The organism is Streptomyces sp. NPDC028298 (assembly GCF_055565895.1).
The window spans coordinates 256,854-279,807 of the sequence record NZ_JBVHTL010000007.1 but is presented as its reverse complement, the minus strand read 5'-3'; the positions used below and the strand labels follow the sequence as shown (position 1 = coordinate 279,807).

Genomic DNA, 22,954 nt, shown 5'->3' with positions numbered 1-22,954 from the left:
CCGAACGGCAGAAGCTTTGGTCATCTTGTTGTACCGCGCGGCGTACCGCTGCCCGCCATCCTGACGTCCTGGCCGTCCAGCCCAAGGAACGCGCCCGCATCCGCAGCGAGAAGGGCCTTTGCCGGGGAGGCCGACCCTCGCTCGGTGCCTGATCAAGCAGCCTGGTGCGCCGCCTCCTCGAGTCCGCCGGCACGGAGGGCATTCTCGATCTCGCCGAGCTTCGCTGGCGACAAGACTCCCACCTGCTCGGTCAGATCTTCCTGGGCCAGCGTCACCAGCCAAGTGCACGGGACAAGACCGGGACGTGGCAGCGCCGCTCGAAGGACGCCCTCAAGAGGCAGCCCCTCGGGCGCCCCCACTGCCACCTCGACGGCCACACCGCTGATCTCGGTCCCCGCAGGAGCGACGACCTGCATCGCTCGGAACCCGGACGCTTCGTCTCCCGACAGCAGTACTACCGGCCTCCGCTCGTCAAAGTCCGCCAACCAGACCTCGCCGCGCTGCATGTGCCCTCCCGACGCAGGATCGCCGGGGAACCTTGCCCGCCCCGGACCGAACACCTCATTGTCGGCCGTAATCCAACCAGTCCAGCGATCGCAGCGACCGGCGAACCCGGTGAACCTTCGCGGTCACAGTACTGGGTGTGATGCGTTCTGGGTGACGGCGCCGGGCCCGCGGTCAGGCGGCGAGCCGGCGGTCAGGCGGCCCGGACGAGCTGAGCCCGCCCGAACAACAGGGCATAACCGTCGGGCAGTTGTCCGATGATCCGGGCGGTCAGGTCGTCTCCGGCCAGGCGTGCGACGACGCCGAGCACCGACCCGGTGTCCCAGCGGGTCGTCGCCAGACTGCCTCCGCTTCGCTCCGCGAGGTCCTTCACGAAGCCCCAGCCCGTCAAAGGTCTGCCGGTGGGGATCTGGGAGGTGAGGATGTCGGCTGCCTCTTGGGGGAGGCGAGCGGCCAGTGCCATCCGCTCGGCGCCCGTCAACTGGCGGCCGAGGCCTGCGATGACCCGGCGTACGACGCCTTCGGCCTGGGCGCGGGTGGGGTAGGCGCCTTCGTAGCGCACCTTCTCCAGCATCTGCTCGAAGGTGGATGTGGCCGTCTGGACAGGGGGCGCGGGGGGAGGGAGAGGAGTCATGGGGCGCGTCGGCTTTCCTTGCGTGACCGTCGTCTTCCTGCGGTGGACCGGCTGTTCCGCGTGAACCGCGTTCCTCGCGGAGTCGGTTGTCCGGCCTGGAGTGAGGAGTCAGTGCCACCGGGCCCAGGCGGGATGGCAGGCAAACCGCCCGGGCCCCGGCCGGTGGGGCACGTTCACCGGGTCAGCTGTCGAGTTCCCTGCGGTCGCCGGTGCTGTTGACGCTGATCTTGCGGGGCTTGGCCCGCTCGGCGATCGGGATACGGAGCGTCAGGACGCCGGCTTCGTAGTCCGCGGAGATGCGCTCGGTGTCGAGGGTGTCGGCCAGGACGATCTGGCGGGAGAAGACACCGAGCGGCCGCTCGGACAGTTCCGTCTGGGCGCTCTCCGACCGAGGCAGGGGCCGACGTTCCGCCTTCACGGTGAGCATGTTCCGCTCGACGTCGATGTCCAGGGCGTCGGGATCGATGCCCGGCAGGTTGAAGGCGATGACGTACTGGTCGCCGTCCCGGTAGGCGTCCATCGGCATCGCGGAGGGGCGGGACCACGTTCCCGGGCCCATCAGGTGCTGGGCGAGGCGGTCGAGTTCACGGAACGGGTCGGTGCGCATCAACAATGTTGCCTCGACCGGCCGCCGTCGGATGGTCGGCTTGAGTGTCCGCTGCCTGCTCAGCGGTGAACTTTGCAGGCTCTCCTCAAGTTCTTCACTCCTTGGACCCCTGCTGCTCCGGACGTGTGCCATCTCACTCTGAAGGGCCGCTGACCTGCTCCTTTGTCCGATGGGGCCGGTCCGTCCTGGTGGCGGCCCCACGTCCCTCCCGCTGTTTTGGCGGCGACACGCACGCCTGGAGCAAGGGCGAGCGGGGTGCGGGTTGCCAGGAGAGGTAGCGGTAGAGGATGGTTGCCGTGAGGCAATAATTCATCGACCGGATGAGGTGAGGGGTTCGCTCAGCGGGCCTTGGTGTTTGTGACTTCCATCGAGCAGGGACCTGCCGTGAGCACTGGCGCTCCGGCGCACGCGGCCATGGCCTTGGTGTCGGTGCCGTACCCGGTCGTGATCGTGGACCGGTCCGGCACGGTACGTCACGCGAACCCACAGGCCGGCCATCTCTTTCCCGCTCTTTGCCCCGGCGAGCCGTTGCGCGGCAACGTTCCGGCATGGCTTGCGGACGGGCACGCGCTACACATGACAGGCGCCCCTCTGGCGGGCGCTGTGGTGTTCGGGCCGGTGGACGAGCGGGTCTTCGAGGCTCATCCCTCGGTGCAGGACGACGGGGACGTGCTGTGGTGGCTGGTGGACGACACGGACCGTCGGCTGGCGCGTGAGGCTCTGCGGATGGAGCGTGAGCGGACGGCTTTTCTGACCGAGGCGTCCAACACGCTGCTCTCGTCGTTGAATCTGGAGCGATGCATGGACGTGACCGCGCAGCTCGCGGCGGAGTACCTTGCCGATGCCGCCCTGGTCATCGCCCCGCGCAAGGCACGCGGCTTGCCGGTCGTCCTGTGTCTGAGCGGGGGTGAACCGCAGCGCTTCACGTGGAATGTTGATCCTGAAGAGGTCCTCGGCCTCGGTGAGGCCCTGCAGGGGTTCCCGCCGGTGCCGTCGCGGTGGATAGACCCCGCGACCGCTCCGGGCTGGCTGGTCCCGGACGGCTTCGGGCCGGTCGGCTCCATCGTCATCACGCCGCTTCCCGGTCACGGAGTTCCCGCCGGTGCCCTGGTCCTCCTGCGGCGCAGCGGAGAGGCCGCGTTCAGCGCGGAAGAGGAGGTCTTCGCCCGTCTGTTCGCGGCTCGGGCCGGCGCAGCCATGTCTGCGGCCCGCCTGTACGCCGAGCAGTCCTCCCTCGCCCAGACGCTGATGCGGGATCTGCTTCCGCCCGTTCTCCGGAGGGCGGGCGGCGTCGAGTTCGCGGGCGGCTATCGGGCGGCGAAGGACCATGAGCGGATCGGCGGCGATTTCTACGACGTCCATCCGGCCGCCACCGACGGCGAGGAGTCCTTCGCCGTCCTGGGCGATGTCTGCGGGAAGGGCCTTGAGGCGGCAGTGCTGACGGGGAAGATCCGCAACACGCTGCAGGCGCTGCTGCCGATGGCCGATGACCACCAACGCGTGATCGACCTCCTCAACAGTGCACTCCTCAACTCTCAGGCGACACGCTTCGCCACACTGATCATGGCGTCCGTCGTGCGGGAAGGGAGCGGCGTGCGGCTGCGGGTGACCAGCGCCGGGCATGAGCCGCCTTTGATCGTGCGAGGCGACGGCAGCGTCGAGGAAGGCGCGTCACGCGGCACGCTCGTCGGCGTGCTGCCCGAGGCCCGTGCGACGACGACGCAGGAGACGCTGGCACCCGGGGACTTCTGCGTGCTGTTCACCGACGGTTTCACCGAGGCCAAGGGTGGCCCGCTGGGCGATGAGCTGTTCGGGCAGTCCCGGCTGAAGAAGGCCCTCGCGCACTGCGCGGCCATGCCGGCCGAAGCGGTCGTCGAGCACATGCTGATGCTCGCCTCCGAGTGGGTCGGATCCGAGGTCCACGACGATATGGCGGTGATGATCATCGCTGCACCCCGCTCGGCTCATCTCAGTGCGGTGGGCGGCCATACCCGGGGCAGGTTCACCGCGTGACCCGTATATCAAACGCTCCGCAGCAGTGGGAAGAACAGCTGTGGGAGGCGGTCAGCACCGGCGACGAAGAGACAGCCACCCGCACCGTCTTTGGCGCCCTGGACGACGGCGCCTCACCCGAGACCGTGCTCCTGGACCTCGTCGGCGCTGTGCAACGCAGGTTGGGCCAGGAGTGGGCGGCGAACCGCATCACGGTTGCCCAGGAGCATGCGGCCACCGCCATCAACGAACGCGCCGTCGCCGCCCTGTCCTACCGCTGTGCCCAGCACACGGCAGCCGGCCGGGGCCGGGCGACCGTGGCGTGCGTGGACGGCGAATGGCACGGCCTGCCCGCACGCCTGGTCGCCGAAGTGCTCAAGCTGCGGGGCTGGAAGGTGGACTATCTCGGTGCCCAGGTCCCCACCAGCCATCTGATCAGCCACATCCACCAGACCGGCCCCGAGTTCGTCGCGCTGTCCAGCTCGATCCCCGTCCGTCTGCCGACCGCGCACGCCACGATCACCGCGGTCCAGGCCACCAGCACCCCCGTCCTGGTCGGCGGCGCAGCCTTCGGCCGGCACGGCCAGTACGCCCGCCAGCTGGGCGCCGACGCGTGGGCGCCCGACGCCCGGGCCGCCGCCGACCGGCTCGAGCAGGGCCCCCTTCCCCGCCCCGCAGCGGCGCACCAGCCCATCGACGACCTGCCGCACCTGGCTGACCAGGAGTACACGATGGTCGCCCGCACCCGTACCCGCCTGGTGCGAACGGTGACGGGCACCCTGGAAGAACGTTTTCCCGCGATACGGGACTACACCGACGCCCAGCGTGAACGCACCGCCGAGGACATCGCACACATCGTCGATTTCCTGGCCACCGCCCTCTACACCGACGACGTGGACCTCTTCACCGACTTCATCCTCTGGACGGCCGGCATCCTCACCACCCGCGGCGTCCCCGCCCGTTCCCTCATCCCGGCCCTGGGCATCCTGAGCGAGCAGCTCAAGGACTTCCCCCGGGCCACATCCACGCTCCACCAGGCCGTCGACCTCCTCACCCGGGCAGGATCAGTGATCGCCTCCGACACCAGGAACACCGTATGACACGCCTTGACGGATTCGACCTCGACCACCTGCGCCTGACCACCGCCCCCGCCCAAGGAGAGGCGATTCACGTCGAGGTGCACGGGTTCCTCGACTACGACAGCGCCGACCACTTCCTCGCCGGCGCCACCCGGCACCTCACCGTCAATCCGCGTCTGCGCCACCTGCACCTGGACTGCACGGCCCTGAGCGGTATCGACTCCATGGGGCTCGCCATGCTGCTCATGCTCCACCGCCGGGCCGTCGCCGCGCGTGTCACCCTCCACCTGGACAACCGGACACCGGCTCTGGAACGGATGCTGGACATCACCGGCACTCTGGACCACCTGGCCCCCGACCAGACGGTCGAAAAGAGCGCTCGGGACGAGGCGCAGGACGCCGGCCCGGCCGGCGGGCTGCACGACTCCCAGCGCATGGCATATCGTCATACGTCCAAGGACGGCACCCCCGCCGGCTCCACGTGTGCTGGATCGGACGTCAGCGAGTGATGTCCGAACACACGGACCGGTGTAAAAGGGGGGCCCAACCTCTCGGAGGGGAACCGCATGACCGAGCGCACCCGCCCCACCTCCGAACCCGTCCGCGCAGCGGCCCGTCAGGTCCAGGGCATCGTCGAACTTCTCGACATCCTCTGGGAACAGGCCCGTAGCCAGACCCCGCCGCCCTACATTCCGGCCTCACAGCTGCGCGTGATGTGCATTGTCGACCGCGAGGATGGCATCCGCATGCGCGACCTCACCCAGCTCCTGGGTGCCGCGCCCCCCTCGGTCAGCCGCCTGATCGACCGCCTGCAGGCCCTCGGTTTCGTAGAACGCCGTGCCTGTCCCGACAGCCGCCGCGAAGTCCTGCTCTCCATCACTCCCGCCGGCCACAACCAACTGGCCCGGATTCGTGAACTGCGCGACCAACTGCTGCACCAGGCGATTGCTGCCGTGCCCTCCAGCCAGCGCACCGCACTGACCGACGGTCTCACCAGCCTGCAGCACACGCTGCTCAGCCAGCCCGCACTCCACCTGGCCCAAGAGGGCGCGACGCCCGCAGGCAGGCATCGAGAAACGGCAGCCTGAGCGGAAGGCGCGACCACCACCTGCCCTCCAGGAGCGTGCGGCAGTCTTCCGCTGGATGGAGATCACGCCGCTTTCTGCTCACCGGGACCCGGCAGCCGAGATTGCGTCTCATCGCGCGGCGCACCGCTCAGCCCGCACTGGCCGCCTCGCGGGCGAGCAGCACCCACAAAGGGGACACCGGCACGAGTGCGCCGTTGACACCCGGCGCCTGCCGCTCCGTGGCCATGAGACTGCTCCGCGCGACGTGCCCGGCGACGGGCAACGCCGAGACGAGGTCCGGTTCACCCTCTCGCAGGCACGAAGACGACGGCCGGCGTACGGGGCGAGCGAACTGGCTAGAGATGGATTGCACCGGACCATGCACCTCTCCATGACTTCGTCGCGAGCCGAAGGCCTCCCACGTCAGACAAAAGATCGGCGTATTCACCACTGTGAACAGATTCGTGGCCGCTGAGCGCGCTCTGCGCACGGCGGCGCCCCACCAGTTGCTCGACGCGGTCCGCCGCGTCCTGGCTGAGCAGTACGAAGCGGACACCGTCGAGCTCTTCATGGCCGACTACGGCCTGACCGTGCTGCAACCGGTCTCCAGACTGCCGCACACTCTGGAGCCGGTGTCGATACACAACAGCCCGGCAGGACGAGCCTTCGGTGCCCAGGAACCCTTCATCGAGGGCCTTTCAGACGGACTGGTGAGCGTCCACCTGCCCGTCATCGCGCGCGGCGACCGACTCGGCGTCCTTTCGGTGACCCTCCCCGGCGGGGAGCACGCACGCAGCTGCCTGAACGAACTGACAGAGATCGCCGAGGTACTCGCCCACGAGGTCGTCGTGGCCGAACGCGACACGGACCTCTACCTGCAAGCACGACGCAAGGACCGGCTCACCCTGGCTGCCGAGATGCAGTGGCAACTGCTGCCCGGCCGCTCCTACGCCTGCCCCGAATACGAGCTCGGAGCACAGCTGGAGCCCGCCTACGCGATCTTCGGCGACAACTTCGACTGGTCCGTGACCGCCGACCGGCTCCTCCTGTACGTCTCCAACGGCATGGGCGAGGGGATGGAGGCCTCCCTGCTGACCAATCTGTCCGTCAACGCTCTGCGCAACGCCCGGCGGGCCGGCATCGGCCTCGCCGACCAGGCCGCCCTCGCCGACCAGGCGGTCTACGCCCACTACCGGGGGCGCTGCTACCTGTCTGCCCTCATGTTCGACTTCGACCTGATCAGCGGACAGGTCCAGGTCGTGGACGCCGGCTCCCCGCAGGTGCTGCGCCTGCGCAACGGAACGCTCGAGCGCGTCGCCTTCGAGGCGCAGATGCCTCTGGGCATGTTCGAGGAGACCGACTACGCAGCCCAGGAATTCCAGGTCGAGCCAGGCGACCGTCTCGTCTTCGTCAGCGACGGCGTCTACGGAGCCTTTTCTCCCGGCGGAGAGTCGTACGGGGATGCCGCCCTGACCCGGGCGATCATGTCCACCCGGCTGCTGCCGCCCGCCGACGTCCCCCGGGCCGTCCTGCGGGAACTGACGGGCCACCGTGGCCAGGCCCTGCCGACCGACGACGCCCTAGTGGTGTGCCTGGACTGGCGCGGACGGCCATCGTGACGGGTGCCAGGCCCTGGAGACACGGCGCCCGCGACGCCGACGGCGGTTTCCTCGGAGAACGAGCCCTGCGCCAGACCCTCAGCGCCACATGACCCGAGCCTCCCTCTACGAAGCAGCACGCGCCACGGCCCCCGGGCCTGGCCAGGAACGTCGGCAGCAAAGAACTCGCCGCCGACGCTTCGGTCGCCTGCCTGGACCGGAACGGCCGCGCCCCGGAACAGGTCCCTGTACCCCTCAGGCGCTACGAACCCCGTCAAGTCTCCTCAGACCGCGACAAGGCTGCTTCCTGCGCTACGAGAAAGGCCTTCAGCCCCCGGCTCAACGCGGCCCTCTCGGCAGGCGCCATCCCTCCCAGAGCGGCAGCCAGAGCTTGTGCTCGACGCCCGGCCATATCACTGAGCACGTGCCGGCCGGCCCGGGTCAGAATCAGCTGCACCTCGCGCCGGTTGCTCGGATGCGAGGCCCGTTCCATCAAACCAGCCGCCTCAAGGCGATCACATAGCCGACTGGCCGTGGGCAGCCCGATGTCCAGCCACTCGGCCAAGGCCGTGAGATTCAAGGCCGGCGACCTGCTCAGGGTGCGCAACGCCTTTGACTGGGCCGGAGACAACCGCATTGCCGCATCCTGTACGGCGCCGGACCACAGGTCGGCGAGGCTTTCGACGGCGTCGGAAATCTCCAGGGCGATGGCCTCGGGGTCACCGCGCGATCCTCTCGCCTGTTCACCACCGAGGTCGTCGAGGTGCGTCACGAACAACAACTTTCAGTAAGCCCGGGGCATTTTCTGATGCCATGCTCATTCAATCGCAGTACCCGAAGTCCCGACGAACAAGCAATCCCCGCCGTGTGCGATCGCCAATTTCGTCCCTCGACTCCCGGTGTGTGCTCTCTGGGCAGGTATTGCACAAGCATCGTAAGAAGCAGACACGGGACCACGACATCTTTTATCGGCCCGGACGGTGACGCTGTGAACGGCAAACCATCACGAAACGCTCATAATTCATGCGGATGGACGCTGTGTAAAAGCACCGATTCGGACGAAGGCGTTTCACTAAGGCGCCCCTGTGCCCATCCGCCACCGCGAGTCGAAGCTGAGAGGGCGGAGGGCGTAGCGACGGCTCGCCACCTCGAACGCCCAGTGCTGCAGTCGGCGCCCCAGGGCCAGGAGCTGAAATCGCTGTGCAGCGGGTCGGGGCAGCCCAAACGCCGAGGTAGGGGATGGCGGACTCGGGCAGGGAGGCGGCGTCGAACGCAGTGGCCACGGCCAGGGTCGCGGCGGTGGCCACTTCACCGACGCCGCCTCCTGGGGCCGCCAGCATTTCCACCACCGACCGGACCTGAATTGCCACCGCCCGTGGTGAACTGGATCGGTCGTGATTGGCCTAAGTGCCCGCCGGGGGTTGGGCTGAGTTGCCTGCAGCGTGATCACGCGGCGTCCGTGCCCCGGGGGTACGGGTCACACTGCACACTCCTGCGGGCGCGGTCCTGCAGATGCCGCAGGCAGGGGCGCGGTGTTGTTCGTGGGGTCGACAACTGCACCAAAGCGGCCGATGCCCGCTCCGCGAAGCGCGCAGGTGCCGTGGGCCTCGACGACCGGTAGAAACGTAAGGGTGAGGGACGAAGACAGCCCAGTTGCGGGTCCGCGCCGTGTGGCAGGGGCGGCGATCGACTACCAGGCGCTCTTCGCGGTCACGCCCAGCCCTTGCATGGTGCTGGGCCCGGATCTGGTGCTCGCGGACATCAACGAGGCGGCCTGCCAGGTGACGGGCCGTACTCGGGAGGATCTGCTGGGGAGATATCTCTTCGATGCCTTCCCCGACAATCCGGAGGACCCGGATGCTGACGGGGTGCGGAATCTGCACGCCTCCCTGCGCCGGGTCCTGCGCTCGAAGGAGCGGGACACGATGGCGCCCATGAAGTACGACATTCCCGTGGCCGGCCGGCCTGGTGTGTTCGAGGAGCGTTGGTGGTCCGCGATCAACACCCCGGTGCTCGGGCCGGATGGGCAGGTGGAGTGGATCCTGCACAGGGGGGAGGACGTGACCTCGTTCATCCGCTCCCATGCTCGCCTGGGGGAAGGCGGCGCGCTGAGCGACGTGGAAGCCAGGGAGGTCGAACTGTACGCGCGGGCACTTGAGCTCAAGCGGCTGAACGAGGAACTGCACCAAGCCCACACCCGGGAACGCCGGGTCGCCGTCACCTTGCAGGAGGCCATGCTCCACGCGCCTCACCTGGCCCGGCACCGGGAGACCGCAGTGCGATACCTGCCGGCCACCGGGTCACTGAATGTGTGCGGCGACTGGTACGACGTCGTCGACCTGCCCGAGGACAGATTTGCCGTCGCGGTCGGCGACGTCGTCGGCCACGGCCTGGAGGCCGCCGCCGTCATGGGTATGCTCCGCAGCGCATTGTCCGCCGTCGTCCGGGCCGTGGAACAGCCTGCGGGAGCCCTGGACGTCCTGTGCCTGTACGCAGGCGACGTGGAGGGTGCCCTGGCCACCACCGTCGTCCAAGCCGTTGTCGACACCCGTGCTTCCCGCATCACGTACAGCAACGCCGGCCACCCGCCCCCCATCGTGGTCCACCCGGGTGGCACCTTCGACCTTCTCGACCAGGCCACCGACCCTCCGCTGGGAACCCGTCCCGAACCCGTCCCCTACCCCCAGGCGGAGCTGCCCTACACCAGCGGCGACACCTTCGTGCTCTACACCGACGGCCTCATCGAACGCCCCGGCGAGGACATCGACGTCGGCCTGCAACGCCTCACTCACGCGCTCACCCACCACGCCCATCATGAACCCGAACACCTTGCCGACGCCCTGCTCGCGGACCTCGGCGTCAGCAGCAGCGCCCGCGACGACGTCGCCTTGATCATCATCCGCCTATGACATACGTGCCACCAGCGGATGCGCCACCGAGGCCGCATGATGCCAACACAAACGCCCCGAGCACACCTGCGATTTCGCTCCGAACTGGACTGGCGACCACGGATCCGCCATCGATTGCGAACATCGTTCCCTCAACTCGTCAAGGTCATATCGAAGCCGCCCACACGCTGGCTCAACGGCTGGGTCTACCTCGCCACGGACCCGGACCCGGCGCATCTGGACTACTGGGCCGCCCCCTCGAAGACCAAAGTTGGCGGCAACCCTCAGGCGATTGTGTACACGTGGCTCCAGCGTGACACCCAGGCTGAGTTCATCGCCGCAGATCCGGAAATCTGCGTGCCGTGGCTCGAAGACGTCACGTCCACGCTCGACCAGCTCTCCGCCGATGATCGGCACAGGCTTGCGCAGATCATCCGCGAGGTAGCCGGCCGGGAGCCCGATGCCCAGAGACAGGCGGCACTCCTCGAAACGCCGGACCATCTCGGGCTCGAAGGTTCGGATGATGAATGAGTGAGCCCTTTCAGCGTTGCCGCTCCACGACCCAGCGGTGACGGCCCAGGTGGCTGAGCAAGTCCTCGAGGGCATGGCCGGATGGCAGAACCGTCCCGGGTTGAGGGCATACTCAGAGTTCGCGCGCCGGCCTGGAGGGAATGTCTGCAACCAGGCGTTCGGACTGTTTCACTGGGTGTCCGGGTGGGAGAGGCGCAGGTGATGAGAACACGGTGGGGTCGGCGTCGGCTCGATCGCCGGCTCGGGGAGCACTGGGAGCAGGTAACAGGCTACAAAGACTGGGGCGATGACTCTGTCGGCCGGGCGCTGGAGGATCTGGGGCTCAGTCGCTCGGATTCCCTCGACGCTCGCCGTCTGGCGGCTGTCCCCCCGGGCGTCGAGCTGGACATGGCCGAGGTCAAGGAAGCCTGGGTCGATGTGGACTCCGGACCGAATCGCCATCCCCACCGCACCTTGGTCCTGCTTGAGGACTTCGAGCGCGTGGGTCTCGTACGCGCCGCCAAGGCCGACGACGGCAGGTGGCGACTGACCGTCCCAGAAGCCCTGCACGAGCGCCTGAGGTCGCGCTGGTCGGCGGACGAGGCGGCCGACTGGCACGGACGACTCGTGGACAACGCCCTCGCACTGCTGAAACCCGGCGACCCCTGGTCGGCCCTGCCCGCCGGCGCCGGGTACTGGTGGCGGCATCTGGTGTGGCACATGCAGCACTGCGACCCGACTCAGGCCGCCAGACTCGTGACACTTCCAGGCTGGCAGATCGCCAAGATCCAGCGGCTCGGAGCACAGAGCCTGCTGGCCGATCTTGCACTGGTCGACTCCCCGGAGTCCAGGGCCACCGCTTCGGTGATCGACGAGGTCATGAGCGGGGCGGAGCATGGCTCCCGGCTGGATCCGGGGAGGCAGGCCGAACTGCTGCAGGCCCTGGGCCATGTGCCGCTTCCGCGAGCGCACGCGGACCACCACGGAGATGCGGAGCAGCCCTCCGTCGCCGGGCAGTTCGCGGTCCAGACGCAGTCGGCGGTCCGTGCCGTGCTGCAGTTGCCTCGGTTCACCTTCGACTTCGCTCTGGCACCGGACGCCACATGGCTGGTGGCGGTCGGAAACGACCGGCTCGTCCACGTGTACGACCTGGAATCCCAGGCGCTGCGACGGGCGATCCGAGGCCCGTCCGACATGCTCCGGCACTGCGCCGTCGCTCCGGACGGCAGTTTCATCATGACCAAAACGGTGGGCCAAAAAGCCCAGGCCTGGGACGCTGTCAGCAGCGAGGAAATAGTCCCCTTCAAGGTCGGCGCCGTGGGTGAGTCCGTGTATGGTCCGGACGGCATGTGGGTTGCCTACAACACCTCAACCGGAAGCTTCGTCCACCCGCTCACCAACGAACGCGTGGGAACGAAGCCCACGTCGCAGGGGATGTCACAACTGGCGCTCGCCGCCGACGGAGCAACCCTTGCCGCCTGCGGCCGCAGGGGTCAGATCCTGCTCTGGGACCCGCGTTCCGGGCGACTGCTCACGGAGCTGCCCGATCAGCCGCACGAGATCTACCGGCTCGGTCTGGCCCCGGACGGCTCGTGGATCGCGATCGGCGACCTGTACCGACTCCGGGTCCTGGAACTGCCCGGCTTTCGTGAGCGCTTCACACTGGAACAGACACGTACACGTTTCGCCACCACCGAGGACTGGCTGGCCGTGCCTGACGCCCGACGCGTGCAGATCCGGTCGACCCGCACCGGCGAACTCCTGAACACCCTCGAGGCCCACACGGACGTCGTACTCGACTGCCGCATGTCACCCGACCGAACACACCTGATGACCAAGGACCGTGGCGACACACTTATCGTGTGGGACGCGGCCACCATCGTCCCGTGACGCCACGCCCGCCACACTCCCGGGAAACGCGCGCAGGCAATTGCAGAAGGATCGTTGCAGGATTTCTGGTTGTTGTGATGTGTCGACCTGAGCTGCGGTTTCGGCAGAGGTTGAGGAGCCAGAGAGGCTTCTGAAGTGCGAGTTCAGTGATCGCTTCGGAATGTGGGGATCGTCGCAGGATTTCCTATGGCCGGGCACCAGCAGGGTGCGCGGGATGAACGTATGCGTTGAAGCCTCGTTCGATGCGGCTGCACCGGACAGTCCTGGGGCAGCGCTGGTCCGGTGGTTCCCTGCCGCCCGCACCCGGCTGTACCGCGGCTTGGTGGAGGCGGAGGCGGAGGCCGGGAGCGGGGGAGGGGTCGACTCCGAGGTCGCATATCGTCCCGGACATCGACGACTTGGTGCGCCGCTTCCCTCGCATCGGGAAGACGTGGCCGCAGTTCGAGGAGGAGCTCGCCGCGTTTCCTTGGGGTGCCCAACTCGCCGAACCGTAGGGGTGTGCATGGGTGATAGCCAGGTCACGATCAAGCTCACGAGTGACGAGGTACTGGTGCTGTCGCACTGGCTGGAGAAGCTCCAGATGACGGACCTGAACCAGGTTGTGGACGATCCGGCGGTCTGGGCACCGATCCATAGGATCGCCGGCGCCCGTGGCGGTCTTGGCCTGATGAGCTGGGGCTGTGTCATGGGTTCCCTGGAAGCTATGATCCGCTGCCGACCTGCCGCTTCCGGCGTGTCCAGGCGGGTCTTTCGAGGGGATCATGTGATCAAGCGAGTACGCGAGGTCGCCGGGATCGTCCTGGTGGCAGCTGTCGCTGTTTCCGGGTGTGGCGGCGCAGAGTCTGAGGGAGCGAAGTCCTCCTCGGAGCCCACGTCGACGGCAAGCCCTGGCAGCACGGCCAGTACACCCAGCGCTCAGGCCGTCGGAGGCGAGGCTGACCCTCCACTCGATGGCCATTGGCTCTACCCCGCCTGGGATAACGGCGGAAGCGCAGTCATCCTCCTTGTCGACGGCCAACAAGTCGAACTGAACGGCAAACATCACTGTCGAGGCAAAGCGTCCAAAGAGGCTGGACTGTACGTCATCAGACTTAAGTGTGATGACGGCAATACCGACCGGACAGTAGGGCGGGTGTATGGGCTGTCAAGGAAGTCCATGACCGTCGATTGGGAAGGGTTCGGAGCGGACGCCTTCTTTCAGCAGAAGCCCGCGGCCAGCAAGGCGCGCACGGACGCGTAGGGCCACCAGCCTGTGGTCGAAGACGGTGAGGGGGTTGGTTGGCTCCGAGACTTTGGGCGGGAGCTGCCGCTGGAGGAGTGATCACGACCCCGCAAGGCCCTCGACGGCGACACGGTCAGGCTCGGTGCCTGGTTCGCCAAGGCCCGCACCAAACACCGCGACGGCCGACTCCCCGAGGCTCACGCCCGCCTGGTCGCCCATGCTCTTCGACGACGACTGGGCGACCGAGGGCGTCGTCGCGGCCGCGGGCGGCGGGGGCGCACGCCCACCGCGACTGAGCCCAACGCGACGCCGCTGCTCAGGCCTCGTTTTAGGAGACGCACCGGCAACGCGGTCAGCGCCCAGTTCGCTCGCCTATGGGGGGCTGTTGTCGCCGCGGCTTGAGGCGGTCAGCGGGGAATGAGGCAGGCTTCGAGGGCAGCTCGCTGTTGCGGCGGCAGATGGTCGCCGAGGGGGACTTTGCGGGGGCTGCGATCGCCCTCGCAGAGCCAGCAGTGACCGCCGGCCTGACCACCGACCGGAACTCCGGCCCAGCCGAATGAGCTGTCAACCGGATCGAAATGCTCAAACGGCAGATGCTCGGCCGCCCCGGATTCCTCCTCCTCCGGAAGCGTGTGCTCCTCGCGTAACGCTTCGCAGCCAGCTTGTGGAGCGAGTATCCGACCCCAGTGAGGCTTCCAGCTCCTGTTGCAGCTGTTTCAACATTGCGGCGTCTGGGTCGGACTCATAGTTCTCGAGTCCCACAATGTCGAGATCGCGCCGCAGAAACGCGAGCGCCAGATTGCGCCAGGTGTAGAGGTCGTCAGGCCGTCGGCCCCCGCTCTTGGCCCATCTGCGGCAGCGCTGACGCAGTCCCAGAAGCGCACCCCGGGTGGCCGCATCGGCGCACATGCCGCCCGCGGAGTACAACCAATCGTTCAGCTCGGTCGCGACCCTGGCGGCAACCTGCGGCGTCACAGGGTCGGCACCGCCATGCGACAAACGCTGGAGAACGGCGAAGGCATCAGGGTAGGACGACAGGCGTGCCTTGTGGTTCTCCAGCGCCCAGGCCACCTTGAGGTCCGTTAGCCACCTCCGGCGTTCGCGGCGAATCTGCACCAGAGTCAGCAGCCCGCTGGCACCAGCCACCAGCAGCGCTACCAGGCCAGAGATTAACGCCGTCACCACCTGATCGTTCATCGTGCCTGCCCCCGGACTTGTACGGCTATAGGGTCACAGCTTGACCCAAGGTGTGCCCTGCCCAAGGACTACCGTGAATATTCGGCGGCACTGGCTTCCGCCTCCTCCGCAAATGCCTTCTTGCACGTGACGTTGCGTAGCCAAATCACGTGACTTGCGCCAGACCTCATCGCGAACGGCCAATGCCATCCCTGAGGGTTCAGCACGCCGCGGCCCACTGTCAGTGGGCGTTGGCAGGATGTCCCGCATGACTTCCGCCACCGCAGCCGATTACGGCTGGATACGTTCCTCGTCCTCCCTGTTCGCCTACGGATTGGACGTCGGTTACACCCTGACGCTGGTGCGGGGAGTCTCGCCTGCGGAGTTGTTCCGGATCGTGGGGGCCCAGCCGCGAGGTGTGTGTCAGGGGCTCAGCGAGTTCATCGAAGCGCAGCAGGAGTTGTCGGACGGGTACGAGGAATGGCCCGAAGCCTTCCTGGCGGGAGCGTTCACCGTGCGGGGAGGGGGAGCGGACTGGACCCTCGCGTTGGAGTTCGGCGGCGATCTGGGCACCCGAGCTCGCCTCATGGAGACGCTCTCCGCCGGGACGCGTGCTGTCTCGCATTCGAGCAACGGTGGGAAGCCCATGCATTTCTTCCACTGGTACGAAGAGGGCGAGTTGCGGACCACCTTCGAGTGGCCCGCGCGAAGGACAGGCAGCACTCCCGACGAACTGAACGGCGTGATGCTGGAGGTCGGCCTCAACCCGTCGGGCGACGAACATCCCGATATCGACAGGAAGGCAGCGGTCCTGGCGCTGGCAGAGCGCCTCACCGGCGTACGGGTGACCGAGGAGCTACTGGCGGAGGCCGAGTACCGGGTGGGGGAAGTCCCGGAGGAACCCGCCGAGGACTGGCAGAGCATCACCATCGACGTCAGGGACGCACAGGGCGAGGGGACACACGTACATCTGCGACGAGATCAGCTCTGACATACAAGGTGCCGTGAACCACTGCCCCGCCCATGTCGCCCGACAAGAGGCCGGCCTCGTTCGAGTCTCAGGCGTCGCCGACCTCGACCTCTGATTGCGGCACCGGCATGAGTGGGTTGTCCGCGTCACGCGGAGCCGTTCGAGCGCAGGAGTCGGGTGAGCCAGTCGGTGCGGGTTCGGCGGGCCGTGACCGAGATGTTCGCTTGCGGGTACAGGGCGTCGAAGCCGTGGAAGCCGCCTGCCCAGACGTGGAGTTCGGCCTGGCCGCCGGCAGCCCAGATGCGGGTGGCGTAGCCGGTGTCCTCGTCGCGGAAGACCTCCGCGGAGCCGACGTCGATGTAGGTGGGCGGCAGGCCCGAGAGGTCCTCGGCCAAGGCGGGTGAGACGTATGCGGACACCTCCTCGACCGTGAGGTCGCCGAGAACGGCTCGCCAACCGAACTCGTTCATCTCGCCGGTCCAGACACCGGGCACACCGGAGTACTGGCGGCTGGAGGTGGTGGTGTTGCGGTGGTCGAGCATGGGGCAGATCAGTACCTGAGCCGCGATCGTGGGGGCGGCGAGGTCGCGTGCCAGCAGGGTGAGGCCGGCAGCGAGGCCACCTCCGGCGCTGGCGCCGGCGACGATGATCCGGGTGGGGTCGATGCCCAGTTCCTCGCAGTGTTCGGCGGTCCAGAGCAGCCCTTGGTAGCAGTCGTCGACGAGGCTGGTGCCGGTCGCTTCCGGTGCGAGCCGGTAGTCCACGGAGACCACGACCGCGCCGAACTCGTCGAGCCATTCCAGCGGGATGTCGATCTGCGAGAAGCGGTCGCCCATGACCATCCCGCCGCCATGGATCCAGTAGATGCAAGGGGCGGGCTTGGTGCTATCGGTGTTCGTCGGGCTGAAGACCGACAGGCGGATCTCGGCACCGTCCGTGGCTGGCACGCTGACCTCGCGCCTGTCGACCTGCCGGTGCGCCAAGAGCGAGTCGACGGGCGCCGAGGGGAGCTGTCGCAGGTGCGCGAGAACGTCCGGAGTGAGCTGGGGGATGAGCGGCATGCCGGTCAGCAGCTCGCGCAGTTCGGGGTCCAGGGCGGGACGTGCCTGGGTCATGGCGTGGGCCTTTCGTGGTGTGGTGCCGGACGAGCGAAGACGGGCACCTGGGCGGGAGGCTGAGTGGCTGTTCGGCAGATCGGTCCGGGGGCTCAGAAGGCGGTCTTGCCGAGGACCGGGACGTGGTCGGTGTACTCGGGCTCCATGGCCAGCAGTCCGGCGATCTGCGCCACGATGGCCTGGGCGGGCTCGCCGGCGAAGATCCGGTGGTGCTCCTCCTCGCTGGTCCAGCCCTCGGTGACATGGATGACGTCGGTGTCGGAGGCGGAACGGGAGACGAGGTAGACGACGCAGTGCTCGCTCGCGCCGGGGCTCCCCTCGTTCAGGCCGGTCAGCAGCAGATCGACCAGCCGGCCGCCCAACCCGGGCTTGGCGGTCAGGGTGGCGTTGAAGCCGTATCGGGAAAGCACGATGTTTCTCCTTCGTAGAGATAGTGATGGAGTAGCTGCTTCCATTCAAAGCTCCTGACCTGCTGAAACGTTAGAACGATGCTCGCGACTACTTGCACGATCCTCGCGATCGAGGGCGGGGCGGCGGAGAGGTGCTGCAATGGGAGCATGTCCCTGGAAGAGTTCCGAACCCTGCTGGACCGGCATGCCCGGCCCGACTGGACCACCGCCATCGACGGCGTCCTGATCTCGAAGGTCGCCCGGCCGGATCCGCCGGCGCCCTCCACGTCCGGCACGGTGCTCGCCGTCATCGCCCAGGGCGCCAAACGACTCGCGCTGGGCGAGAGGGTCTACGAGTACGGCCCCGGGCAGTACCTGGTCGCATCCGTCGACCTGCCCGTCACCGGGCAGTTCACCCAGGCCGATCCCAAGGAGCCCGCCCTCGGCTTCGGCCTCACCCTGGAACCGTCCGCCGTCGCCGAACTGCTGCTGCAGGCCGGCCCGGGCGACCTCCCCCGCCCTGCCGGCGGCACGCCGTCGGGGATCGCCGTCAGCGACGCCGCGCCCGCCCTGCTCGACGCGGTGGTCCGGCTGCTGCGCCTGCTCGACCAGCCGCGCGACCGGGCCGTACTGGCCCCGCTGGTCAAGCGCGAGATCCTGTGGCGCCTGATCACCGGCGAGCAGGGTGCGACCGTGCGCCAGCTCGGCCTGGCCGACAGCGGCCTCAGCCACATCTCCCGGGCCGTGCGCTGGATCCGCGAGCACTACGCGCAGCCCTTCCGGGTCGAGGACGTGGCGCGGATGTCAGGCATGAGCGTCTCCGCCTTCTACCGGAGTTTCCAGGCGGTGACGGCGATGAGCCCCATCCAGTTCCAGAAACAGATCCGTCTCCAGGAGGCCCGACTGCTGCTCGCCACCCACCCCGGAGACGTCACAGGCGTCGGACACCGCGTCGGCTACGACAACCCGTCGCAGTTCAGCCGCGAGTACCGCCGCCAGTTCGGTGAGCCGCCGAGCCGGGATGCGGCCCGCCTGCGGAACACCGCGCGCACCCCCGTGAACGTCCTGCCCTGATCGGAATTGACACACGCCAAGAGGATCGTGCAAGTCAACAGGAGAATAGTTCTACTATTTATGCAGGTCAGAGCGATTCAATGGGATGAGTAGTTCATCCGCTGAGTAGGAAAATGCCTGCTCGTCGCGGATCCCACCACATCGTGAGGATCTCAGCATGAAGACGGTTCTGATCACTGGCGCCTCATCCGGATACGGACGGGAGACCGCCCTCTACTTCCACTCGCAGGGGTGGAACGTCATCGCCACGATGCGTACGCCGCGTGCGGAGCTCTTCCCCGAGTCGGACCGGCTGCGCGTCGTCGAACTCGACGTGACCAAGCCCGAGTCCATTGCCGCCGCGTTCGAGGCAGCGGGGCCCATCGACGTCCTGGTCAACAACGCTGGAGTTCCGTCGATGGGCGTGTTCGAAGGCACCCCCATGGCTCGGGTGCGGGACGTCTTCGAGACCAACACGTTCGGTGTGATGGCCACAACCCAGGTGGTGCTGCCCCAGTTCCGCGAGCGGGGCTCCGGCGTGGTGGTCAACGTGACCTCCAGCGTGGTGCTCGGCCACATGCCCCTCTCGGCCGTCTACAAGGCGAGCAAGATGGCCATCGAGGGGTTCACCGCATCCCTCGCGCTCGAACTCGCTCCCTTCGGCGTACAGGCGAAGACGGTCGAGCCGGGCGCCTGCCTGACGACCAACTTCGCGGCCAACGCGACGAACGGCGCCTCGATGGACGAACTGGTCCCGGCCCCCTACGCACCGTGGGCGAGGAAGACCATGGACGCCTTCACGGGCCAAGACCTGTTCACCAAGGAGAGCGACGTCGCGGAGACGGTGTGGCGCGCCGTGCACGACACGACCGGACAACTGCGCTTCCCGGCCGGCCCCGACGCGGTCTGGCTCGCCCAGGCGAAGTGATCAACCCGCGGGAAGGCACTATGGCTGCGTGAGCGAAGAATCAGGGGCGGGCGGATTGACGGCAGCTCTCCGCGATGCCGAGTCGGAGTCATGGGCCCGCAGAGCCGCCGCAGGCAGGCACCTTGCGGTGATCGCAGGTCGGGAAGAAGTCGCGCCGGTCCTTGAACGACTTCTGTTGGACCGGCACGACACTGCTGTCACGCAAGAAACGGCGAAGGCACTGCTGCGACGACGGGACCTTGTCGGTCTGCGCATCGTGCTGGCGACGCTGTCACGGGCCGAAGAGTGGTGGACAGCTGACCAGCTCCAGGCAGACGTGTTCAACCATCAGAGCTGGATGATCGCCGATGGCCGGCGGGACCAGTTCGTGCAGCTACTCGAAGCGCTTTCAGATGATGAGGACGCCGGCGTGCGCGAGGAGGCCACGCGGCTCCTCGGCGAGTCTGAGGCAGGAGCGCCCACACCCGCCATGGGCGATCCAGTCGACTGACACCGGCAGCTGACACCGACAAGCGTGAACAGGGGCGTCCGGCGCCGGGCCTCAACGCCACCATCACTGTCCTGCTCGCGTTGTAGTGTCCGGGCAGGGGAGGGGATCATGACGGACAAGGACCCGGCGGGGAACAGACTCCACGAGGCTGGTGCCCGCCTCGCGCGGAGCCTCATGCTGATCCTGTTGATGGTCCTCGTGCCACTCGCCCTCGTGGGTTTTCTGGCTGCATTCCTGGGCTTTCTCGAGGGCTCCCTCATCGCTTCCCTGGTGTTCGTCAAGGATTGAGCCATTTCAGAGTGGCCACTGATCGAGTGATGGCTGAGCCGAAGCACGGCAGGTGTTCACACAGGCACGCCTGCTGTCGCTGTGACGGAGGCTACGTGCGTTGGACTCGACCAGCTGAACACTGATGCCACCGAAGCCGGTTGAGGCGGCCATAGGTTGTCAGTGGCTGGTGACAGGATCACCGGCATGGTGTTTGTACGTACTACTCCGCCGCGTTCCGTGGATGTGACCGCGGTCTTTCCCGAGCTGGTGCCGTTGGCGCGTCCTGCGATGCGGCTGCATCCCCGCCCGGGGTCGCCTTCGGTCGGGGAGAGCTCGGTCGGCGGGCCGTTGCTGTGGCCGGCTGCGGAGCCGTGGCCGCACTGCGAAGCCTCGCACCTGCACCGTGACAGTCGGTTCCGCCAGTCGCCGGACGACGTGCGGCTCACAAGGCGCATGCGGGCCCGGCGACACGGTGATCACCATGGCCGTGGGACAACGCCCGAGGAGGAGGCGAGCAAGGAACGGAATGCCGCAAGGATCGCGGCGCGACTCGACGCCGCCCCTCCGTTGCCTGCGGACTGCCCGGTCCCCATGCTGCCCGTCGCCCAGCTGTATCTGCGTGACATACCCCTGCTGCGGCCGCCCGGACAGGCCGATCTGCTCCAGGTTCTCTGGTGCCCCTACGATCACGATCCGAATTGGAAGCCGGCGACCGCGCTGTTCTGGCGCTCCGCCGCCGAGGTCGTCGACCTCCTCGACACACCCCCCGAGCCGTACGAGGTGAACCATGAAGGCTATGTGCCGGAACCCTGTGTGCTGGCACCGGAAGCGATCACCGAGTACCCCAACAGCCTCGACCTGAGCCCGCAGATGCGGCTGATGGTGGAGGACTGGAGCAGATGGCAGGCAGGCGGTGCCGACGTGGACGACTCCTACGCGGACTATCCACGGGAGTTCTATGACGTCCATCTGGCTGACGCTCCCGGCTGGAAGGTCGGTGGCTGGCCTCCGTGGGGCCGCACCGACCCCAACCCCCGCCACTGCACGGTCTGTGATGTACAGATGGTCCCGCTGCTGACCATCGCCTCCTACGAATGGGACGGCGGCGAGGGACACAACTGGGCACCTCACGAAGACCAGGCCGCCGCCTACGCCGCCAACACCGTCGGTAGCTGCTGTGGCCAGCGCCCCTCGCAGCCGACCAAGGTCGAAGTCGGCAGCACCGACAACATGCAGATCTACGTCTGCCCGGCCTCTCCCGAGCATCCGCACACCGACCTGATCCAATAAGCCGTTCGCCTCACGCAGAGGGAACCGCAACGCACGAGGCTCCTGTGCCGTTGGGGGAAGTGTTCGAAGCCTTACCCAACGGCACACGAAGTACTCGAGCACGACGGGCACCGCTTCCCGGCGCTCGCCGCCGTTGTCGCCGCCGGTGCCGACACGTCACCCGGTCTGCGGCTGGAAGTGCCGACCGACCGCGACGACGAGATCACCCAGCTCGGGCGCACCCTGAACCGCGTACTCGACCAGTCGCAGACGGTCGACATCATCTCCGAGCCGTCCGCCAGCGAAGGCCCGGGCGTCTGGTACTGCGTGGCCTGTACCGGCAGCGCCGGCGACACCTGCCGCGTGACGGGACGGGTGGTCGAAGCGCGGCGGCCGGCGTGGAATTACCACCCGGTGGCCAACTGAACAGCCCGGTCGACCCCTACGTGCGTGGACCGCCCTGGCGGTTGCGGAGCAGTTGGTGTAGCCGGTATTCCGGTCAAGAGCCCCTCATCCTGCTACCACCCTGCTACCCTTCGAGTATGGCTACGGCGAAGAAGCAGACGCAGGTCAGGCTCGAACCGGATGTGCTGGAGGCGGGCCAGGCCGCCGCCCGGGCCCGTCAGCTGGACTTCAATCGCTACGTGGAGCGGCTCATCATCGAGGACACCACAGGCGCCCGCGCCGCCGGCATGGCAGCCGCCCAACGATTCATCGATTCCCACGGCGGCTTTCTCGACGACCTGGAGCAGCAGCTCGAAGCCCCCTACGCCGACACGCGGCCGGGCGCTGCCGCGTGATCCTGCACGTCGACGAATCCTGGATCCTCGAAGTGGCGGAACGGGCCGGGCGCCGCGACCCGGCCCCCGACGACTACGGCGTGCCCATCGCAGCCGTCGCCCGCCACCGCGGAGAACTCCTCGACATCGCCGTCTACGACGGCCCCTATGCCCGTGCCGCCGCTCTCGTTCACACCCTGGGCCGCTGCCGCTGGTTGGAGCGCTCCAACCTCACCGTCGCCTGCGCCGTCGCCGTCATGTACCTCGAAGCCAGCAACATCCCTGTCAGCCCCACCCGCGAACAGCTCACGGCACTCGCCCACGAACTGAACAACCCACGCTGCACCCCAGACCGGATCTCGTCGTTCTTGCGTACCTGGAAACCCTGAGACCGGGGTCGATTCCCCGGCCGCTGCCGCTGCTCAGCCCCGCTGATCTTCGGGATGCGCTTCTGTGGGCCGAGTTCAGGGCCGTGACGGATGGACGAACCGGGCACTGACCGGCGCTTGACGCGGTTTTGCTAC

25 protein-coding genes are annotated in these 22,954 nt (G+C 67.7%); 18 read left to right on the top strand and 7 right to left on the bottom strand.

The annotated features are described in order from the left end of the window. Nucleotides 1–152: 152 nt before the first annotated feature. From ACZ4TO_RS29550 to ACZ4TO_RS29540, 3 genes are all read right to left on the bottom strand, one after another. Nucleotides 153–506, bottom strand: a complete 354-nt coding sequence (locus ACZ4TO_RS29550; protein WP_468025726.1) for a type II toxin-antitoxin system PemK/MazF family toxin — start codon at nucleotides 504–506, stop codon at nucleotides 153–155. 191 nt (nucleotides 507–697) lie between these two features. Beyond that, nucleotides 698–1,138, bottom strand: coding sequence for a DUF2267 domain-containing protein (locus ACZ4TO_RS29545; RefSeq protein ID WP_468025725.1), 441 nt, complete (start codon nucleotides 1,136–1,138; stop codon nucleotides 698–700). Nucleotides 1,139–1,319: 181 nt separating this feature from the next. After that, nucleotides 1,320–1,751: an Hsp20/alpha crystallin family protein gene (locus tag ACZ4TO_RS29540; RefSeq protein ID WP_468025724.1), complete on the bottom strand. Its 432-nt coding sequence runs from the start codon at nucleotides 1,749–1,751 to the stop codon at nucleotides 1,320–1,322. Nucleotides 1,752–2,159: 408 nt separating this feature from the next. On the opposite strand from ACZ4TO_RS29540, the gene ACZ4TO_RS29535 reads away from it, so the two are divergent. From ACZ4TO_RS29535 to ACZ4TO_RS29515, 5 genes are all read left to right on the top strand, one after another. Further along, nucleotides 2,160–3,758 carry a PP2C family protein-serine/threonine phosphatase gene (locus ACZ4TO_RS29535; RefSeq protein WP_468025883.1) on the top strand — a complete coding sequence of 533 codons (1,599 nt, stop codon included), beginning with the start codon at nucleotides 2,160–2,162 and terminating at the stop codon, nucleotides 3,756–3,758. Next, entirely contained in the window at nucleotides 3,755–4,837 is a 1,083-nt protein-coding gene (locus ACZ4TO_RS29530; RefSeq protein WP_468025723.1) for a cobalamin B12-binding domain-containing protein, read from the top strand. Before ACZ4TO_RS29535 ends, ACZ4TO_RS29530 begins: the two co-directional genes overlap by 4 nt. Next, the gene (locus tag ACZ4TO_RS29525) at nucleotides 4,834–5,325 is read left to right on the top strand and encodes an STAS domain-containing protein (protein ID WP_468025722.1); all 492 of its coding nucleotides are present in this window, start codon (nucleotides 4,834–4,836) and stop codon (nucleotides 5,323–5,325) included. Before ACZ4TO_RS29530 ends, ACZ4TO_RS29525 begins: the two co-directional genes overlap by 4 nt. Nucleotides 5,326–5,382: 57 nt before the next feature. Then, entirely contained in the window at nucleotides 5,383–5,904 is a 522-nt protein-coding gene (locus tag ACZ4TO_RS29520; protein WP_468025721.1) for a MarR family winged helix-turn-helix transcriptional regulator, read from the top strand. Between the two features lie 431 nt (nucleotides 5,905–6,335). Then, nucleotides 6,336–7,502 carry a PP2C family protein-serine/threonine phosphatase gene (locus ACZ4TO_RS29515; protein ID WP_382797078.1) on the top strand — a complete coding sequence of 389 codons (1,167 nt, stop codon included), beginning with the start codon at nucleotides 6,336–6,338 and terminating at the stop codon, nucleotides 7,500–7,502. Between the two features lie 253 nt (nucleotides 7,503–7,755). Here ACZ4TO_RS29515 and ACZ4TO_RS29510 read toward each other — a convergent pair whose 3' ends face one another. Continuing rightward, nucleotides 7,756–8,253 (bottom strand): MarR family winged helix-turn-helix transcriptional regulator, encoded by a 498-nt coding sequence (locus ACZ4TO_RS29510; protein WP_468025720.1) that lies wholly within the window; start codon nucleotides 8,251–8,253, stop codon nucleotides 7,756–7,758. A gap of 898 nt (nucleotides 8,254–9,151) precedes the next feature. On the opposite strand from ACZ4TO_RS29510, the gene ACZ4TO_RS29505 reads away from it, so the two are divergent. The 4 genes from ACZ4TO_RS29505 (at nucleotide 9,152) to ACZ4TO_RS29490 (ending at nucleotide 14,009) form a co-directional block, all read left to right on the top strand. Then, a complete protein-coding gene (locus ACZ4TO_RS29505) occupies nucleotides 9,152–10,390 on the top strand; it encodes a SpoIIE family protein phosphatase (RefSeq protein ID WP_468025719.1) in 1,239 nt (412 codons plus the stop codon). Between the two features lie 36 nt (nucleotides 10,391–10,426). Continuing rightward, entirely contained in the window at nucleotides 10,427–10,900 is a 474-nt protein-coding gene (locus ACZ4TO_RS29500) for a hypothetical protein (protein ID WP_468025718.1), read from the top strand. A 183-nt stretch (nucleotides 10,901–11,083) separates the two neighbouring features. After that, complete coding sequence (locus ACZ4TO_RS29495; RefSeq protein ID WP_468025717.1) at nucleotides 11,084–12,769, top strand: WD40 repeat domain-containing protein; 1,686 nt, start codon at nucleotides 11,084–11,086, stop codon at nucleotides 12,767–12,769. A 502-nt stretch (nucleotides 12,770–13,271) separates the two neighbouring features. Continuing rightward, nucleotides 13,272–14,009 carry a hypothetical protein gene (locus tag ACZ4TO_RS29490; protein WP_468025716.1) on the top strand — a complete coding sequence of 246 codons (738 nt, stop codon included), beginning with the start codon at nucleotides 13,272–13,274 and terminating at the stop codon, nucleotides 14,007–14,009. A gap of 564 nt (nucleotides 14,010–14,573) precedes the next feature. Here the strand turns inward: ACZ4TO_RS29490 and ACZ4TO_RS29485 are convergent. After that, complete coding sequence (locus ACZ4TO_RS29485) at nucleotides 14,574–15,188, bottom strand: hypothetical protein (protein ID WP_468025715.1); 615 nt, start codon at nucleotides 15,186–15,188, stop codon at nucleotides 14,574–14,576. 247 nt (nucleotides 15,189–15,435) lie between these two features. Between ACZ4TO_RS29485 and ACZ4TO_RS29480 the strand changes: the two genes are divergently transcribed. Continuing rightward, a complete protein-coding gene (locus tag ACZ4TO_RS29480) occupies nucleotides 15,436–16,158 on the top strand; it encodes a DUF6461 domain-containing protein (RefSeq protein WP_468025714.1) in 723 nt (240 codons plus the stop codon). Nucleotides 16,159–16,283: 125 nt separating this feature from the next. Here the strand turns inward: ACZ4TO_RS29480 and ACZ4TO_RS29475 are convergent, their stop codons facing one another. Together ACZ4TO_RS29475 and ACZ4TO_RS29470 are read right to left on the bottom strand one after the other, a co-directional pair. Next, nucleotides 16,284–17,252: an alpha/beta hydrolase gene (locus tag ACZ4TO_RS29475; protein WP_468025713.1), complete on the bottom strand. Its 969-nt coding sequence runs from the start codon at nucleotides 17,250–17,252 to the stop codon at nucleotides 16,284–16,286. A gap of 92 nt (nucleotides 17,253–17,344) precedes the next feature. After that, the gene (locus ACZ4TO_RS29470) at nucleotides 17,345–17,662 is read right to left on the bottom strand and encodes a putative quinol monooxygenase (protein WP_468025712.1); all 318 of its coding nucleotides are present in this window, start codon (nucleotides 17,660–17,662) and stop codon (nucleotides 17,345–17,347) included. A 147-nt stretch (nucleotides 17,663–17,809) separates the two neighbouring features. Here ACZ4TO_RS29470 and ACZ4TO_RS29465 point away from each other — a divergent pair, with 147 nt between their 5' ends. The 8 genes from ACZ4TO_RS29465 to ACZ4TO_RS29430 all read left to right on the top strand — a co-directional run bounded on the left by ACZ4TO_RS29465 (nucleotide 17,810) and on the right by ACZ4TO_RS29430 (nucleotide 22,819). Next, nucleotides 17,810–18,715 (top strand): AraC family transcriptional regulator, encoded by a 906-nt coding sequence (locus ACZ4TO_RS29465; RefSeq protein WP_468025711.1) that lies wholly within the window; start codon nucleotides 17,810–17,812, stop codon nucleotides 18,713–18,715. 157 nt (nucleotides 18,716–18,872) lie between these two features. Then, nucleotides 18,873–19,622: an SDR family oxidoreductase gene (locus ACZ4TO_RS29460; protein WP_468025710.1), complete on the top strand. Its 750-nt coding sequence runs from the start codon at nucleotides 18,873–18,875 to the stop codon at nucleotides 19,620–19,622. Between the two features lie 28 nt (nucleotides 19,623–19,650). Beyond that, nucleotides 19,651–20,112, top strand: a complete 462-nt coding sequence (locus ACZ4TO_RS29455) for a HEAT repeat domain-containing protein (RefSeq protein ID WP_468025709.1) — start codon at nucleotides 19,651–19,653, stop codon at nucleotides 20,110–20,112. Between the two features lie 108 nt (nucleotides 20,113–20,220). Then, complete coding sequence (locus ACZ4TO_RS29450) at nucleotides 20,221–20,400, top strand: hypothetical protein (protein WP_468025708.1); 180 nt, start codon at nucleotides 20,221–20,223, stop codon at nucleotides 20,398–20,400. Between the two features lie 186 nt (nucleotides 20,401–20,586). After that, nucleotides 20,587–21,672, top strand: coding sequence for a hypothetical protein (locus ACZ4TO_RS29445; RefSeq protein ID WP_468025707.1), 1,086 nt, complete (start codon nucleotides 20,587–20,589; stop codon nucleotides 21,670–21,672). A gap of 177 nt (nucleotides 21,673–21,849) precedes the next feature. Beyond that, complete coding sequence (locus ACZ4TO_RS29440; protein ID WP_468025706.1) at nucleotides 21,850–22,077, top strand: hypothetical protein; 228 nt, start codon at nucleotides 21,850–21,852, stop codon at nucleotides 22,075–22,077. A gap of 116 nt (nucleotides 22,078–22,193) precedes the next feature. After that, complete coding sequence (locus ACZ4TO_RS29435) at nucleotides 22,194–22,451, top strand: hypothetical protein (RefSeq protein ID WP_468025705.1); 258 nt, start codon at nucleotides 22,194–22,196, stop codon at nucleotides 22,449–22,451. Next, the gene (locus tag ACZ4TO_RS29430) at nucleotides 22,448–22,819 is read left to right on the top strand and encodes a fic family toxin-antitoxin system, toxin component (protein WP_468025704.1); all 372 of its coding nucleotides are present in this window, start codon (nucleotides 22,448–22,450) and stop codon (nucleotides 22,817–22,819) included. The genes ACZ4TO_RS29435 and ACZ4TO_RS29430 overlap by 4 nt, the downstream gene beginning before the upstream one ends. Nucleotides 22,820–22,954: the final 135 nt, after the last annotated feature.